This is a genomic window from Cupriavidus sp. SIMBA_020 (genome assembly GCF_046535395.1).
Lineage (GTDB): Bacteria > Pseudomonadota > Gammaproteobacteria > Burkholderiales > Burkholderiaceae > Cupriavidus > Cupriavidus campinensis.
The window spans coordinates 218069-232646 of sequence record NZ_JAWRWU010000006.1 but is presented as its reverse complement, the minus strand read 5'-3'; the positions used below and the strand labels follow the sequence as shown (position 1 = coordinate 232646).

Here is a 14578-nt window from a genome sequence, read left to right as displayed (position 1 = left end):
CCAACCGTCACTTGATCCACGTCAATTGAGTCCGGATGCGCTCAAATATGCTAGATGACGATCAGTGGGCGAGTCAGGCCGTCAAAGACGCCTTCTTCGAAATTTTTCCGCTGTCCCCAACATCACTTTGACGCGACCGACATGCACCGGACAAACGGCGAAGACTCTCCTGTGGACCGGTCCAGTGCCGCAGAGGCCGACCGTCCCGCCCAAGGAGATGGCAGTCGCCAAAGCGGGGCGCGTCCCACAATGGCCCAACTCGGGTTGACCACCGCGCAGGCGGCCCAGCGCCTGGTCGAGATAGGCCCCAACGCGCTACCGCGGCCAAAGCCGCCGTCGATCGTCGCAGTATTCCTGCGACAGTTTCTGAGCCCGCTCATTTACATTCTGCTCGCCGCAGCAGCGGTATCGCTTGCCCTTGGCGAGCCGAGGGACGCCTTGTTCATCGCTGTCGTGCTGCTGATCAACGGGGTCGTCGGCACCGCGCAGGAGCATTCTGCGGACAAGGCTGCCGCCGCACTTTCCAAGATGGAGCAGCCGGATGCCACTGTCATCCGCGATGGCGCGCAGCAGCGTATCGAGGCGCGCAGTGTGGTGCCGGGTGACATTGTGCTGCTGGAGGCAGGTGGCAGGGTGCCGGCAGATCTTGAACTCGTGGAAGCGTCAGATCTGCAGTGCGATGAATCGCTGCTAACCGGCGAATCCCTGCCTGTACGAAAGCGCGCAATGCACGAATGTGCCGATGACGAGGCTCACAATCGCTTGTGCCGTGCCTACGCGGGCACCGTGGTGAACCGGGGGCGGGGCCGGGGCGTCGTGGTGGCAACAGGTGCAGCAAGCGAGTTCGGACGAATAGCCCGTGAACTGAACCGAAAATCGGTATCACGTCCCCCGCTCCTCATCCGACTTGAACGCTTCTCGCGGTTGATCGCCCTGGCGGTAGGCGTTGCCGTGGCCCTGCTGGTAGCGGTGGGCTTGCTGCGCGGCATGCCGTTGTCCGAACTCTTCATGATGTCAGTGGGGCTGGCGGTAAGCGCGATTCCTGAAGGGCTGCCCGTGGCGATCTCGGTGGCGTTGGCCATCGGCATGCGGCGGATGGCAAAGGCCAACGTCATCGTGCGCAAGATGCCCGCTGTGGAATCGCTGGGCTCGTGCACGATGATTGCCACGGACAAGACTGGCACGTTGACGATGAACGAGCTTGTCGTGACAGACATCCGGCTACCTGATGGGACTGCGCTATCTTGCGATGTTGGCCCGGATGTGGACCGCTGCGCCATCCACACCGCGGACACCACCGATGAGGAGGCCAGGACGCGCGTGTCAGCCTTGCTGAGGGCGGCGGCACTGCCCAACGAGGCGCAGCTCGCCAGGGAGGCGAAGGGCTGGTCCGGTACCGGGGACACCGTGGACATCGCGCTTCTGGCTGCGGCGCACAAGGGCGGCACCGTTGTTCACGAGGTCAGGCAGCGGTATCCGCTTGTCGCACGCATTCCCTATGAGCCCGACCTGAGATATGCGGCATCGTTCCACCGGCACGAAGACCGGATCCGCGTTTTCGTCAAAGGCGCACCAGAGACGTTGATCGCAATGTGCGACCAGGTGGATGTGCGGGGGAGCGTCTCGCCGATTCAGCGGGAAGTGCTGCTGCAACAGAAGGAGGCACTCGCCGCGCAAGGACTGCGTGTGTTGGCATTCGCCGAGGGAACCATCGGCGCCGAGCCGGACGAGGTCTACGGCCACGGGCATCTGGTCAATCTGACCTTCCTGGGGCTGGCAGGCATGCAGGACCCGGTTCGACCCGAGGTGCCGGATGCGATTCGAGAATGCTACAACGCCGGCATCGAGATCGCGATGGTGACAGGTGACGACCCGGTCACCGCCAGTGCGATAGCCACCGAGGCAGGGATACGCTTCAGTGCTGAACAGGTGGTGACGGGGGGCCAGGTTCGCCAGGCCGAGCAACTCGGCGAGAAAGCGCTCGACGACTTGACGCGGCATGCGCGGATCTATGCGCGAGTGAGTCCTGAGCAGAAGCTGGCGATTGTGATGTCGCTGGCAAGGGCGGGGCATTTCATCGCGGTAACTGGCGATGGGGTGAACGACGCGCCTGCGCTCAAGCATGCCCATGTCGGCGTAGCGATGGGGCGCAAGGGTACCGAAGTGGCCAAGGAAAGCGCGGATATCGTCATCGCAGACGACAACTTTGCGTCGATTGTTAGTGGCATCCGCGAGGGCAGGGTAGCCTACGCGAACATCCGCAAGGTGATCTTCATGCTGGTATCCACGGGCGCTGCGGAGGTCACGCTGTTCATGTTGGCGATCCCTCTCGGGCTGCCAATGCCTTTGCTGCCGGTGCAACTCCTCTGGCTCAACCTGGTGACCAATGGCATTCAGGACGTAGCGCTGGCCGCGGAGCATGCCGAAGGCGATGAGCTGTCGTATCCCCCCCGAAAGCCTCAGGAACCCATTTTCGACCGCGTGATGATCCGTCGCATCGGCTATTCGACACTTGTGATGGGCGCAGGCGGCTTCGTGACCTTTTACTGGATGCTCAAGCACGGCTATCCGGAGGAGGAGGCCCGCAACCTTCTCCTTCTGCTGTTTGTGCTCTTCGAGAACGTACAGACTTTCAACAGTCGGTCGGAGCGCCAGTCTGTGCTGCGACTGGGCTTCTTTTCGAATCCGATGTTGGTGGTGAGCGTGCTTGCCGCTCAGGCGCTGCATATGGCGGCGATGTACATCCCGGGGCTGAGTGAGGCGGTGCATCTTATCCCGGTGTCGCTCAACGCATGGATCAGTCTGGCGCTCGTCGCCATGACGCTGACTATGGTGATGGAACTGGACAAAGGGTGCACCCGGAGTGGCAGGCAACGGGCGAGGCATGGCGATGCGCCGGTGATGTAGCGCTGATGGACACGCCCGACCGTGGCGAGCGAGCAGGCCCCCTTCTGCAGCGCACCTTTTGCCTTGTCCTCGATCAAGTATCGGAGATCCGGGCCGCCTATAGTCGACTCAGCGTCCGCCCCCAGCGGGCCAAAGCGACTCCCGGAAAGGACAAGGAACATGAACGAGATCAAGTCTGATTTCATCGAGCACAGAAAGGCACTGCGTCGGGATTCGAGCATGCTGATCGCCGATATCCAAGCGCTCCTGCGTGATATCGTCGCCGAAGTGGACAACAGATCCGAGCGCACGCGGGATGAAATTGCGGGACGCCTGCATGCCTTGCAGGCCCGGCTTTCCTCCCTGCGGCGCGAACAGGAGGTGCAGGTCGGCCAGTGGGTTGACGCGACTGACCGCTATGCCCATGAGCACCCGTGGCGAAGCATGAGCATCGTTGCTGCGTTTGCAGCGGCCGCGGGGGCGCTTGCGGCGCATTCGCTTCGCCAACGCTAGGCACGTCGGCGCCAGCACAATTCGCGGTTGCGGGCCTAGGCGGCGCCCAGTGCTAATTTCCTGAAGCCGACGCGAGGCTCGTACGCTCTCCGCCCGGCCTCGTCATGGCGCCGAGAAGCCGGTATCCCTCGCGTGTGAGGCGGATGGGGCGGCCTGATGGCTGAGGCTGCTGAAGATCGATCAGTCGGCGTTGCGCCAACTCGGCGAGATCCGTGACGTCAATGCCAGCGCCTGATCCCCGAGAATCGAGAACCATTAGCGCAGCAATTTCATGGGCGCTCAACATGGGCTGTCTCCGAACGACGAAAGAAGCGTGGGTCGTAGTAATTTTCCTAATACGATAGCCACATACCGCCCGATCCGGCCTTGAATCACCGCAGGCATTGACGACGATCAATGCCATAGGCTCGTCGCAGTGCAGTGGTCTTCACGCGCACGCTCATTACTTCAGATGGAACTGCTCGAGTTCGGACATTGCATACTGGCGGAAGCGGCAAACGCGGCAAGGACGGCCGGTCTTCGGCACTCGGAGACCGGCACGAGCCACTGCCAGGGGTACCCGGTTGCAGATGTCGATGGCGTTGCTGGTCGACGAGAACCGGGGTGCCGACACCGCCTCCGGGCGCGCCAAGCACAATCTCGGGCTTGCCGTCCCGGAACACAATCGTCGGGCAAAACGACGTGAAGCAGCGCTTGCCCGGCGCAATGCTCCCGGCCCGACCGGGCCGGGGATCGAACACACCCATGCAGCCGTCGTACATAAACCCCAGTCAGGGTGTAATCGCCCCGGCCGGCATGGCGAGCGAATGTGTCAGCGACACGCAGTTGCCATCGCCATCTCGAACGAGGCGAGGTGTCGCGGCTGCTGCTGGAGCGGGGCGGCGCCGGAATCGTGCCGGCGTTGGAGACGGGATCGGTCATGGTTCTCGAATCCATTCTCCATGCCAGTCATTTACCTGGGCGTCTGTTCGGGCGCGATGGCCCGGCACTCTGGCCGCTCAACTGGTGCGGTCTGCCTTAGGCTTCTTCCTAATGCCGGTCCCCTTGAGCTTCTCGGTGACGAAATCGATGAAGGCGCGCGCTCGTGCCGTCTGGTTTCGCCGCTGCGAGTAGTACACGAACAGGTCAGCGGATGGCAGCTTGTACTCGGGCAGCAGAATTCTCAGCCGGCCACTCTCCACATACTTGGCCAGATCCCATTCGGAGCGGATCAGTATGCCGTGGCCGTCGAGAGCCCACCCCAAGACAATGTCTCCATCGTTGCTGGATAGCGCGCCATTGACTTTGACGGTCTCGTGACGGTCATCATGTTCAAAGCGCCAAACGCCGTAGGCACTGTCATTCTGACGATGGATGATGCAGCGATGGTGCATCAGATCGGAGAGGGTCTTGGGGGTGCCGAACCGCTCGAGATATCCCGGCGATGCGCAGATAAACCTCCGGTTCGACATGATGCGGCGCGCAGAGAGCCGGCGGTCGGGAAGGGCGCCGAATCGGATTGCCAGATCGATCCCGCTATCGACCAGGTCGACCGGCCGGTCTGTCACTTCCAGTTGGACTTCAACGTGCGTGTACCGCTTGGCGAATTCAGAAACGAGAGGCGCTATCGTCGTTCGACCGAAGCCGAGCGTCGCGTTCACGCGCAATAGTCCGCGCGGCTCCGACCCACTGCTGGAGACGACATTCTCCATCTCCTGAAGATCCGCCAGAATTCTCGTCGCGTAAGAGAGATACGTCTCGCCTTCCGTCGTGAGGCTGATACTTCGCGTGGTCCTGTTGACGAGGCGCACACCCAAACGGCTCTCCATTTGCGCAAGGCGCTTGGTGGCGGCGGGAGGCGTCAGGTCGAGTTCGCGCGCGGCGCCGGAGAGGGTGCCCAGCTTGGCGACGAGGACGAAGAACTCAAGTTCCGTGGCGAGGTCAGCTTTCACTTTGATTTAATAATGTTGTGATTTTGATTCAATTCTAGAACAGTGTTCCGCACCTATGCTACGCACTACCACGCCGATGGGCGTGAGCGTTCTGTGTATCAGGAGACACATTGTGAGAATCGTAGAAATCCGCGAGAAGACCTTCCCAATCAGCTCGCCCATCCGCAACGCCTACATCGACTTCAGCAAGATGACCCTCAGCCTGGTCGCCGTGATCACCGACGTGATCCGCGACGGGAAGCCGGTGGTGGGTTATGGCTTCAATTCCAACGGTCGCTATGGACAGGGCACCCTGATGCGCGAGCGGTTCATCCCCCGCATCATGGAAGCAGACCCGGAATCGCTCGTCGACAGCACCGGAAACAACCTGAACCCGCACAAGGTGTGGGACACCATGTTCAAGAACGAGAAGCCCGGCGGCCACGGCGAGCGGTCTGTCGCCATCGGCACGATCGACATGGCGATCTGGGATGCCGTGGCCAAGATCGAGGGCAAGCCGCTGTTCCAGCTGCTGGCTGACCGATACGGCAATGGCCAGGCGGACCGCAAGGTGTTCGTCTACGCGGCGGGTGGTTACTACTATCCGGGCCAGGATCACGGCAAGCTGAAGGACGAGATGCGCAGCTACATCGACCGCGGCTATACGGTGGTCAAGAAGAAGATAGGTGGCGCATCGCTCGACGAGGACCTGCGTCGTATCGACTCCATTCTGAGCGTGTTGCAGGACGGGCAGAAGCTGGCGGTCGATGCCAATGGTCGGTTCGACCTCGATACGGCGATCCAGTATGCGAAGGCGCTCTCGCAATACGACCTCTTCTGGTACGAAGAGCCGGGCGACCCGCTGGACTTCGAGCTGCAGGCCACGCTGCGCAACTACTACGACAAGCCGATGGCGACCGGAGAGGATCTGTTCTCGATGCAGGACGCTCGCAATCTCATCCGCTATGGGGGCATGCGTCCTGACCGAGACTGGCTGCAGTTCGACTGCGCGCTGAGCTACGGCCTGGTGGAGTACCTCCGCACGCTGGACATGCTCAAGGAGCACGGCTGGTCGGCGCGCCGCTGCATTCCGCACGGCGGCCATCAGATGTCGCTGAACATCGCGGCCGGCCTCGGCCTGGGTGGCAACGAAAGCTATCCCGATCTCTTCCAGCCGTTCGGTGGCTTCCCCGACGGGGTCAAGGTGGAGAGAGGCTACCTCACGATGCCGGACCTGCCGGGTATCGGCTTCGAAGGCAAGTCGGACCTGTACAGCGTGATGCAGCAACTGTCGAACTAAGCGGCAGACATCAAAAAAAATACACAAACGGAGACAACCATGTGGATCAGACAAGCGGCCGGACGGGCCGCAACCCTTTGCCTTGTCAGTGGCTTGGCTATCGGTGCGGGTCACGCCAACGCCGAGTATCCAGAAAAGCCTGTCACCCTGGTTGTCCCGTTCGTGGCTGGTGGCCCGAGCGACAAGATCGCCCGCGACGTTGCCGAGTCGTTGCGCAAGACGCTCGGCACTACCGTCGTCGTCGAAAACACGGCGGGCGCGGGCGGCACCATCGGCACGGCACGTGTGGCTCGCGCCGCGCCTGACGGCTATACGTTGCTCGTCCACCATATCGGGCTGGCCACCGCACCCGCACTTTACAAGAAGCTCGGATACAAGACATCGGATCTGGCCTTCGTTGGCCTCATCAACGAGGCGCCGTCGACGCTCATCGGAAAAACGGCTCTGGCGCCGAATAATTTCGCCGAGCTCCGAGAGCTCATCAGCGCCAGCGGTAGCAAGCTGAATCTCGCGAATGCCGGGGTGGGGTCGGCTTCGCATCTCTGCAGCTTGCTGCTGCAGAACATGCTCAAGAGCGACATGACGTTCGTTCCCTACAAGGGAACCGCACCGGCGATGTCCGACATCATGGGAGGCCAAGTCGACCTCATGTGCGAACAGGCAACCAACAGCACCCCGCAGATCGAAGCCAGGAAGGTCAAGGCTTACGCTGTCACCAGCGCGCAGCGCTCTGCGGTGCCGGCGCTGTCAGGAATCCCGACGCTCATCGAGGCGGGGCTTCCCGGCTTCAACTTCACGGTATGGCATGGCGTATATGCCCCTCAGGCTACGCCGCAAGCCGTGCTCGATAAAATCAACAAGGCGCTTCGCGCAGCACTGAAGGATCCCAGCCTGATCAAGCGCGAGGAGGCGCTGGGCATCACCGTCATATCCGATGATCGCCTCTCTCCTGCAGGCCACAAGAAGTTCTTCGATGACGAGGTTGTCCGGTGGACGAAGGTTATCAAGGACGCAGGAATCCAGCCGGAGTGAGGCGGCGACGGCGCTATGACGAATCGCACAGGCAGGAGACAACCCAGTCGGGCCATCTCGAAGCGCTCGGTGGACGACTGGGCCCGGGAGAACCCCGACGCCGACGCAACCGAACCGTTCCATCACATGGGCATCGCTGCCCCACGCGGCCTTGCAGCCATATCACGTTTTCAAGGCACCACGGCTGTGCCAGAATGTAGCGTCATCACCCCAGACCGGCATTCACTGCCTGCCCCCTCACTTGACAGGCCTGTCCGCTACCGTCCCTATATCCGTCGTCAACGGCTTCCTGTCGGGCGCGGACCCGGCTGCTATCGCGCGGCTTGCCGAACGCTCGGGGATTGCGCATGAACTTCTGCAGGAGCCCGCCGCGCGGGTCACCCAGGAACAGTTCGCCACGCTCTATCGGCTGCTGGCAATGGAGCTTGACGATGAAATGCCTGGCATCTTCAGCCGTCCGCTGCGCAATGGCGTGCTGAAGTTCCTGGGTCTCAGTCTGCTCGACGCGCCAAGGCTGGAGGTTGCCCTGCATCGCTTTGGCCAGTTCTTCCACCTGATCCTTGATGAATTTCGTCTGACGTTACGGCGTGAGGGTGGGAACGGGTATGTCGAACTGGTGGCGAACCCGGATGGCCCGGGCGTGAGCGTGCTGGGCTGCGAACTGATGCTGAAGCTGGTGCATGGGATGGCCTCGTGGCTCATCCGCCATAGAATCCTGCTCAATGGCGCCGAGTTCGCCTTTCCGCTCCCGCCGCAGAGCAGCGATCATCTCTATCTGTTTCCAGGCCCGGTCCACTTTGACTGCGCACGCACGCAGATCAGTTTCGACGCGGCCTACCTTGACTTGCCTGTCAGGCAACGCAAGCCTGACCTCGAGAAATTTCTAGCACGCGCGCCCGAAGACTGGATCTTCGTCGCGTTCGCCGAGCAATTGACCTGCCACCGCGTGCGCCAGCACCTTGCCGAATGCCTGCCTGCTTCGCCGACCATCGATGCTGTCGCGCAGGCACTCCACCACTCCGTGCGCACCTTATGCCGGCGACTGTCGGCGGAAGGCACGACGTTCCAGGCCATCAAGGACGAGGTGCGGCGCGATCTTGCCATCCAGCGCCTGACGCGCTCCGAAGATCCCATTGCCGCGATCGCCTACGACGTGGGCTTCGACAATCCCACCGCCTTCCATCGGGCATTCCGGCACTGGACGGGTAGCACCCCCAACGCCTACCGCCGCCCACTCTGATCCGTTGATTGGCGCCAGCTGGCGTCGATCGACACGGACTGTCAATCCTGGCCGTCGACTAACAAATCCTGCCACTTCAGGCGACACTCATCCCGTCCGCCGGGTGCATGCGCCCGTTCAAGGCGGAAAGCGGCACGATTTGTCAGCGAATGGGCCGGTTCGGGTAATCCGCTTTGCGCTGCCCGACATTACGATCACTCCGTCAATGTCGCAGCGCAGCAGGCTACCGAGCCGCGGGCGCTGCATCTCAAGATAAAGAGGCAAGAGATGAGCTATACCGCACCCACCAAGGACATGCTGTTTATCATCCGGGATCTGGCCGGACTGACAAAGATTGCCACGCTTCCCGGTTTCGAGGACGCCACTCCGGAGACGGTCGAGGCGGTTCTCGACGAGGCCGCGAAATTCCACGGCGAGGTACTGGCGCCGCTGAACGCGGCAGGGGACAAGGCCCCGAGCAGCTGGCACGACGGCGAAGTGCGGACCACGTCCGGCTTCAAGGAGGCGTTTCGCCAGTTCGGCGATGGCGGCTGGCAAGGCGTCGTCCATCCGACCGAATTCGGCGGACAGGGATTGCCCAAGCTGGTCGCCACGCCATGCATCGAGATGATGAACGCGGCGAACATGTCCTTTGCGCTGTGTCCGCTGCTGACCGACGGCGCCATCGAGGCACTGCTCACGGCGGGCTCCGACGAACTGCAGCAGCGCTACCTGCCGCGCCTGATCGCAGGCAAATGGACCGGGACGATGAACCTCACCGAGCCGCAGGCCGGCTCCGACCTCGCGCTGGTCCGCTCGCGCGCCGTGCGCCAGGCGGACGGCGCCTACAAGGTATCGGGCACCAAGATCTTCATCACGTACGGGGAGCACGACATGGCCGAGAACATCGTGCATCTGGTGCTGGCACGCACGCCGGATGCGCCCGAAGGCGTGAAGGGTATCTCGCTGTTCCTGGTGCCGAAGTTTCTCGTCAACGATGACGGCTCGCTGGGGGCGCGCAACGATGTCCAGTGCGTGTCGATCGAGCACAAGCTTGGCATCAAGGCCAGCCCGACCGCCGTGCTTCAGTTCGGCGATCACGGTGGCGCCATCGGCTACCTGATCGGGGAAGAGAACCGCGGCCTCGAATACATGTTCGTCATGATGAATTCGGCGCGCTTTGGCGTGGGCGTGCAGGGCATCGCGATCTCGGATCGCGCATACCAGCAGGCCGTCGCCTACGCGAAGGATCGGGTGCAGAGCCGCCCCGTGGACGGCACGGCAAAGGAACCCGTCCCGATCATCCGGCATCCCGACGTTCGCCGCATGCTGACCGAAATGCGGGCGCTGACCGAAGGCGCGCGGGCGCTCGCGCTGGTGGCAGCGGGCTACTCGGACATCGCGCATGCCGCTGCCGATGCCGAGACGCGCGCACAGTATGCCGCGGTCTACGAATACCTCGTGCCCGTCATCAAGGGATGGAGCACGGAGATGTCGCTGGAGGTCACCAGCCTAGGCGTGCAGGTGCACGGCGGCATGGGCTTTATCGAGGAAACAGGTGCAGCGCAACACTACCGCGATGCGCGCATCCTGCCGATCTATGAAGGCACCACCGCCATCCAGGCCAACGATCTGATTGGCCGCAAGACCGTCCGCGACGGCGGCGCCACCGCACGGGCCATCCTCGCGCAGATCGATGACACGCTTGCCGCGCTCGCGGAGCGTGGCGCCAATGCGGCATGCCGCGCAATGTACAAGCGTCTGAGCGCAGCGCACACCGCACTGGCAAACGTCATCGAGTTCGTCGTCGCGAAGACGCGTACCGATGCCAACGCCGTGTTCGGTGCCAGCGTGGCCTACCTGAAGATGGCTGGCATTGTGCTGACCGGCTGGCAGATGGCGCGGGCACTCATCGTTGCCATCGATAAGCATCACGAGGACGAGGCCTTCTACGGCGCCAAGATCGCCACCGCGGAGTTCTTTGCCAACCATATCCTGGTGCGCGCGCCGGCCATGGAGGCGGCGATCACCAGTGTCGTCGGCACGGACGGATTCCTTGCCTTGAACGACGCGCAGTTCTGACGCAGTCAGCCCAGACCCAAAAACTTTGAAGGACAGCAGCATGAAAATCGACGGTTACAGCATGGCGACGCTTGGCGCGTTCGTCGGCCAGGAGTTGGGCGTATCGGAATGGGTCGAGGTGGATCAGGCGCGCATCGATGCATTTGCAGACTGCACGGACGACCACCAGTGGATCCACGTGGATGTGGACCGGGCGGGTCGCGAAAGCCCGTTTGGCGGCACCGTCGCGCACGGCTTCCTCACGCTTTCGCTGCTGGGCGGCCAGCTGACCCGCATGGGTATCGTTCCGGTCGATGCGAAAGCGGCCGTGAACTGCGGGCTCGAAAAAACGCGCTTCCTGACGCCAGTGAGGGCCGGCGCCCGGGTGCGCAATCGTGTGAAGCTGCTCGCGGCAGAGGACAAAGGTGAAGGCCGCATCATGCTGAGGACGGAGAACACCATGGAAATCGAAGGCCAGGCCCGGCCGGCCCTGGTTGCCGAGTCGCTGGCACTGCTGGTGGCCTGAGGAGAGACGCCATGGAAATGACGAAGCAACGTACAGGCAAGGCCGGCAAGCCAACCAAGGCCAATCGGCCGGCCGTGCCCGACAGCGGTGGATCGATCGCCGCCGTCCCCAATCCCTTTGTGGGCCTGCGCCCGGAGGATCTGGCTTCCACCGCCCACCAGATCGGCACGCAATGCGTTCAGGAGCCCGCACTGCTGCTGGAGCAGCAGACGCAACTGGCGCATGACCTGCTGCGCGTGATCGCCGGCACGGCCAGTGCCCCGCCAGCCCGCGACCGTCGCTTCGCGGACCGGGAGTGGCACGACAACCCACTGTTCCGCATGCCGCTGCAGGGCTACGTTGCGTGGCGGGATGCCGCGGCCGGCTTTGTCAGCCGCTCTGTCATGGATGCGCGCAGCAAGGAACGCGCGCAGTTCTTCACATCCCTCGTTTTCGACGCGCTGGCGCCGACCAATATGCTGCTGGGCAACCCGGCGGCGCTCAGGGAGACGTTCGAATCGGGCGGTCTCAGCCTGCTCTCCGGAATGACCAACCTGCTGACCGATGCCCTGACCAATCAGGGCATGCCTTCCCAGGTCGACAAGGGCGCGTTTCGTGTTGGAAATGATCTGGCGAGCACGCAGGGAGCGGTGGTCTTCCGCAATGACGTACTCGAACTGATCCAGTACACGCCTGTCACGGCCAAAGTCCACGCCCGCCCGCAACTTATCGTGCCGCCACAGGTCAACAAGTTCTATGTGTTCGACCTCGCTTCGGGCAAGAGCATCGTCGAGTACCTGGTGGGGCAGGAATTCCAGGTGTTCATGGTGAGCTGGCGCAATCCGACTGCGGCGCAGCGCGAGTGGAATCTCGACACCTACGTGGCGGCGCTGATCGAAGCGATCCATGCCATTCGCGATATCACCGGCAGTGACGACGTGAACCTGCATGGCGCCTGCGCCGGCGCGATGACAATGGCGGCACTGATGGGCTATTGCGCAAGCCGTGGCGAGAAACTGGTGAATGCCGCCACGCTGATGGTGTCCGTCTTCAGCCTGGACGAGCAATCTCAGCTGGGCCTGTTCGCCACGCCGGAGGCCGTTACCACCGCGCGGCAAAGCAGCCAGGCCAGGGGTGTGCTCGACGGCGAGGAACTGGGCCGGGTATTCGCATGGATGCGGCCCAATGATCTGGTGTGGAACTACTGGGTCAACAACTACCTGCTTGGCAAGGCGCCGCCGGCGTTTGATGTCCTGTACTGGAATAACGACACGACACGGCTGCCCGCAGGATTCCATTGCCAGTTGCTCGACATCCTCTCGGACAACCTGCTTGCCACTCCGGGCGCACTGGCGGTGATGGGCGAGCCCATCGATCTGTCGAAGGTCGCCTGCGACAAATTCGTATTGGCCGGCATGACCGACCATATCACCCCGTGGCAGGGCGTGTACCGCTCCGCACGTGCCTTTGGCGGACAGACCGAATTCGTCTTGAGCTCCAGCGGCCACATTCAAAGCCTGATCAACCCGCCCGGGAATGCGAAGGCGAAGTTCTTCGTAAACGGCGACGATACGACCGACCCGCAAGCCTGGCTGGACGGCGCCGAGGCCACGTCCGATTCGTGGTGGAACCACTGGAGCCAGTGGCTTAAGCAGCGGTCCGGCCCAAAGCGCAAAGCCCCCTCGGCGCCTGGCAACGCACGCCACGCGCCGTGCGGCGAAGCCCCCGGACGCTACGTAATGGAAGCCTGACGCCCGGCCATACCGCAGCTTTTTCCAGTTTTTCAACGTAACCTGAATGGAGACCATGAAGATGGAATCGACCAATACCGCGGGCGCCTTCGCCCCGCACAAGAAGCTGTTTGACTTCGTCAAGCACAACCGCCTGGATCCGGTGGCGATCCTGGAGTCCCGTCGCAAGGACATCGAGGCGCTGGCCGGCGTCAATCTCACGCTGCTGAGCGGCCTGCAATCGCTGGTCCGTCTGCAGGCCGAGTACCTGTGTGGCACCGCCGCCGATCTGCAGTCGCTCGGCACGGCGAAGCTGGGCGATGAAGCCAAGGCTTCGCCTGTGCGCGTGACCGACCTGCTGCCGCTCAGCCTGAACAAGGCCGTGGCCGGCCTGCGCGGCCTGACCGACACCGTGTACAAGACGCAAGCCGACAGCTTCGCTGTGGTCGGCAAGCGTTTCGCGGAGAATGTGGAAGAAGTGAAAAGCATCCTGCGCCCCAAGCCGTAAGGCACCCGGCACGGCCTCACCAGGTCGTGCCGTCCCGCCCGTTTCAGGGCAATGCTTCCAGGACGACTTGATGACAATAAACGGTGCCAGCGTTGAATCTGGCCACAAGATGGCAATCCGGACCGTAGACCTGGATGGACAGGTGCTGCGGGTCGGCATCCGGCCCGGTAACGATGCGGGGCCGCCGCTGCTTATGTTCAACGGTATCGGCGCCAATCTGGAACTCGTCGAACCGTTCGTCGATGCGCTCGATGGCGTCGAAGTGATCATTTTCGATGTCCCCGGCGCTGGCGGTTCTCCCGCGCCGCTGCTTCCCTATCGCCTGTCCAACCTGTGCGTGCTCGCTGACAAACTGCTTGGTCATCTCGGCTATGAAGGGCAGGTCGATGTGCTCGGCGTTTCCTGGGGTGGGGCGCTCGCGCAGGAGTTCGCGCATCTCTATCCGATGCGCTGCCGGCGCCTTGTGCTGGCGGCAACGTCGCCCGGCGTGATCATGGTGCCGGGTAGCGTGTCGGTCCTCTCGAAGATGATCGGCGCGCGCCGCTATACCGACCCGGACTACCTGCGGCGCGTGGGCGCCGATATCTATGGCGGTGCCTTCCGCGACGATCCCGCATTGCTGGACGCGCACGGCCGCCATATGCATCCGCCGCGCGGCCGCGGCTATATGTACCAGTTGCTGGCGGCATGGGGATGGAGCAGCCTGTTGTGGCTCGGCGCGCTGAGCCAGCCCACGCTGGTCATGCACGGCTCCGACGATCCCATCGTGCCCCTGGTCAATGCCAGGATCCTCGCTTCGCGCATTCGGCATGCAGCGCTCCACGTCTTCGAGGATGGGCACCTCTTCCTCCTGACTCGCATCAGCGAAGCGGCACCGGTGGTGCTGCGTTTCCTGCGTCAGCCTCAGGCCTGAC

The 14578-nt window shown here is 62.8% G+C and carries 11 protein-coding genes and 1 pseudogene; 10 read left to right on the top strand and 2 right to left on the bottom strand.

All coding sequences use genetic code 11. The features are described from left to right. Positions 1 to 249 precede the first annotated feature (249 nt). Together SB751_RS14435 and SB751_RS14430 are read left to right on the top strand one after the other, a co-directional pair. A complete protein-coding gene (locus SB751_RS14435) occupies positions 250 to 2907 on the top strand; it encodes a cation-translocating P-type ATPase (protein ID WP_410748175.1) in 2658 nt (885 codons plus the stop codon). Between the two features lie 159 nt (positions 2908 to 3066). Further along, positions 3067 to 3399, top strand: a complete 333-nt coding sequence (locus SB751_RS14430; RefSeq protein ID WP_410748174.1) for a YqjD family protein — start codon at positions 3067 to 3069, stop codon at positions 3397 to 3399. Positions 3400 to 3934: 535 nt separating this feature from the next. Here the strand turns inward: SB751_RS14430 and SB751_RS14425 are convergent. Continuing rightward, positions 3935 to 4274 (bottom strand): annotated as a pseudogene (locus SB751_RS14425) (gamma-glutamyltransferase); the annotation flags it as partial. A gap of 123 nt (positions 4275 to 4397) precedes the next feature. Next, positions 4398 to 5330 carry a LysR family transcriptional regulator gene (locus SB751_RS14420; protein WP_144202181.1) on the bottom strand — a complete coding sequence of 311 codons (933 nt, stop codon included), beginning with the start codon at positions 5328 to 5330 and terminating at the stop codon, positions 4398 to 4400. Between the two features lie 112 nt (positions 5331 to 5442). Here SB751_RS14420 and SB751_RS14415 point away from each other — a divergent pair, with 112 nt between their 5' ends. The 8 genes from SB751_RS14415 to phaZ all read left to right on the top strand — a co-directional run bounded on the left by SB751_RS14415 (position 5443) and on the right by phaZ (position 14577). Then, positions 5443 to 6609 (top strand): mandelate racemase/muconate lactonizing enzyme family protein, encoded by a 1167-nt coding sequence (locus SB751_RS14415; RefSeq protein WP_144202178.1) that lies wholly within the window; start codon positions 5443 to 5445, stop codon positions 6607 to 6609. 39 nt (positions 6610 to 6648) lie between these two features. After that, positions 6649 to 7641, top strand: coding sequence for a tripartite tricarboxylate transporter substrate-binding protein (locus tag SB751_RS14410; protein WP_144202176.1), 993 nt, complete (start codon positions 6649 to 6651; stop codon positions 7639 to 7641). Positions 7642 to 7882: 241 nt separating this feature from the next. Further along, positions 7883 to 8881: an AraC family transcriptional regulator gene (locus SB751_RS14405; protein ID WP_144202174.1), complete on the top strand. Its 999-nt coding sequence runs from the start codon at positions 7883 to 7885 to the stop codon at positions 8879 to 8881. A 267-nt stretch (positions 8882 to 9148) separates the two neighbouring features. After that, the gene (locus SB751_RS14400) at positions 9149 to 10942 is read left to right on the top strand and encodes an acyl-CoA dehydrogenase (protein WP_410748173.1); all 1794 of its coding nucleotides are present in this window, start codon (positions 9149 to 9151) and stop codon (positions 10940 to 10942) included. A gap of 40 nt (positions 10943 to 10982) precedes the next feature. Then, entirely contained in the window at positions 10983 to 11447 is a 465-nt protein-coding gene (locus SB751_RS14395; RefSeq protein ID WP_144202170.1) for a MaoC family dehydratase, read from the top strand. Between the two features lie 11 nt (positions 11448 to 11458). Beyond that, positions 11459 to 13177 carry an alpha/beta fold hydrolase gene (locus SB751_RS14390; RefSeq protein ID WP_410748172.1) on the top strand — a complete coding sequence of 573 codons (1719 nt, stop codon included), beginning with the start codon at positions 11459 to 11461 and terminating at the stop codon, positions 13175 to 13177. Positions 13178 to 13238: 61 nt separating this feature from the next. Beyond that, positions 13239 to 13664 carry a phasin family protein gene (locus SB751_RS14385; RefSeq protein WP_144202168.1) on the top strand — a complete coding sequence of 142 codons (426 nt, stop codon included), beginning with the start codon at positions 13239 to 13241 and terminating at the stop codon, positions 13662 to 13664. Between the two features lie 70 nt (positions 13665 to 13734). Continuing rightward, a complete protein-coding gene (phaZ, locus tag SB751_RS14380; RefSeq protein WP_144202166.1) occupies positions 13735 to 14577 on the top strand; it encodes a poly(3-hydroxyalkanoate) depolymerase in 843 nt (280 codons plus the stop codon). The last annotated feature ends 1 nt before the right edge of the window (position 14578 follow it).

What these genes read in the sequence shown, in the direction of transcription:
- SB751_RS14410 (WP_144202176.1), top strand. Translation starts at nt 6,649, where the DNA reads ATGTGGATCAGACAAGCGGCCGGACGGGCCGCAACCCTTTGCCTTGTC.
- SB751_RS14430 (WP_410748174.1), top strand. Translation starts at nt 3,067, where the DNA reads ATGAACGAGATCAAGTCTGATTTCATCGAGCACAGAAAGGCACTGCGT.
- SB751_RS14385 (WP_144202168.1), top strand. Translation starts at nt 13,239, where the DNA reads ATGGAATCGACCAATACCGCGGGCGCCTTCGCCCCGCACAAGAAGCTG.
- SB751_RS14400 (WP_410748173.1), top strand. Translation starts at nt 9,149, where the DNA reads ATGAGCTATACCGCACCCACCAAGGACATGCTGTTTATCATCCGGGAT.
- SB751_RS14435 (WP_410748175.1), top strand. Translation starts at nt 250, where the DNA reads ATGGCCCAACTCGGGTTGACCACCGCGCAGGCGGCCCAGCGCCTGGTC.
- SB751_RS14395 (WP_144202170.1), top strand. Translation starts at nt 10,983, where the DNA reads ATGAAAATCGACGGTTACAGCATGGCGACGCTTGGCGCGTTCGTCGGC.
- SB751_RS14390 (WP_410748172.1), top strand. Translation starts at nt 11,459, where the DNA reads ATGGAAATGACGAAGCAACGTACAGGCAAGGCCGGCAAGCCAACCAAG.
- phaZ (WP_144202166.1), top strand. Translation starts at nt 13,735, where the DNA reads ATGACAATAAACGGTGCCAGCGTTGAATCTGGCCACAAGATGGCAATC.